Genomic DNA, 1545 nt, shown 5'->3' with positions numbered 1-1545 from the left:
TTTCTCTACGTCAGCCGCAGCGCGCTCGCCATTTGGGGCAGGCAGGCTGAGGACGTGCTGGGCCGCCGCGTGCTCGACGCCCTACCCGAGGCGGCAGGAAGCGCGCCCTTTGCCGCCTTGGAGCAGGCGATGCGCACACGCCGCCCTGTGCGTCTTCAGGCCGTCTCCGGCGTCATCGGCCGCTGGGTCGAGGTGGACATCTATCCGTCGGAGACCGGCGGTCTGTCGGTCGCCTTCCGTGACATTCATGAAAGGAAGCTGGGTGAGGAGAGACAGCGGCTTCTTGTCGCGGAACTGACCCACCGCATCAAGAACACGCTCGCCCTGGTCGTGGCCATCGCCGAGCAGACCCGCCGGACCGTTTCTTCACCCGACGCCTTCAACGCGGTGTTCCGCGACCGCCTTGCAGCCCTGGCCCGCGCTCATGAGGCGCTGCAGCGCGATGGCGGGGCGGAGACTTCGATAGAGGCCGTCGCACGTGAGGCTCTGGCACCGTACGGCGGCGGGGCCGGTGTGAAGCGCATCGCGATTCAAGGGCCGGAGGCGCGCCTCCCGTCAGGCGCAGCGATGGCACTCGGCATGGCCTTTCATGAGCTCGCGACGAATGCGGCGAAGCATGGTGCCCTCTCGACCTCCGAGGGACGGGTGCGGCTGTTCTGGGCGGCAGCGCAGCGGGAAGATGGCGCAATGGGCTGGGAGGTGGTGTGGGAGGAGCAGGGTGGTCCTGCGCTGGACGGCCCACCGGAGCACCAGGGCTTCGGCACGAGACTGCTGCAACGTGGGCTGGCATCCCAGATCGGCGGGACGGTTGCACTCGACTTCGCCCAATCCGGATTGAGGTGCCGGATTGACATCCCCCAGCATCTCGACGGCGGCGTTGAACTCGAACGCGCCGACGCCGGACAGCAATCGTCGAATGACGGCGGAGCGTCGGCGAGTGGGGCTGCTGGGGTCAACTGAGGCGCAGAGCACGCAGGCAGATGGCCGTGGCGGTTCGCCGCGCCTCGCGGACCCGTTGGCGATACCGCGATCCTTGACCACGCCCTACGCGCGGCTGAGGCGGTACCGACCCATCAGTGCCAATGCTCGTTGCTCTGCTCACGCTCAGCCTCGCTGCCGCCGGGCTGGATCGGCCGAACGCGTTCAGCGAGCACTGACGCGCAACGTACGGCTGCGAGTACGTCACTGCTGCTGGTTGGTTTGTGCAGCAGGGTGAGCGGTCCGTGGCCACCGCAGTCTCGCCGCAACTGCTCCAACCCTCCCCGAGGAGGCGAGCCCGTCAATACCACGATGGGAAGCAGCGGCCGGTTGATGGTCAGCGCGCGGATCAGGTCCTCGCCGGTCAGCCCTGGCATGTTCAGATCAGTGACAAGTACATCGAGCGCCTGACCCAGGCGTTGAGCCGCTTCCAGGGCCGCTGAGCCGTCGAAGGCGAGGTGCACCTCGTGGCCGTCGTCGTCCAGCATGTCTTTCAGCGTCAGCGCGATGAGCGCTTCATCTTCGGCAACCAGGACGCAAGGAGACACGGCTTTTACTCCGCGTAAT

2 protein-coding genes are annotated in these 1545 nt (G+C 67.1%); one reads left to right on the top strand and one right to left on the bottom strand.

Features of this window, described 5'->3' with window-relative positions; all coding sequences use genetic code 11:
* Positions 1 to 960 (top strand): sensor histidine kinase (locus tag ACLF3G_RS29390; protein ID WP_430672922.1); only part of this gene is annotated, 960 nt, incomplete at its 5' end.
* A 113-nt stretch (positions 961 to 1073) separates the two neighbouring features.
* Here the strand turns inward: ACLF3G_RS29390 and ACLF3G_RS29385 are convergent.
* A partial coding sequence (locus ACLF3G_RS29385) for a response regulator (RefSeq protein WP_430672921.1) occupies positions 1074 to 1545 on the bottom strand: 472 nt, incomplete at its 5' end.

It is taken from the genome of Falsiroseomonas sp. HC035 (assembly GCF_050563525.1).
Taxonomy (GTDB): Bacteria; Pseudomonadota; Alphaproteobacteria; order Acetobacterales; family Acetobacteraceae; genus Falsiroseomonas.
This window is presented reverse-complemented; position numbering and strand designations above follow the sequence as displayed.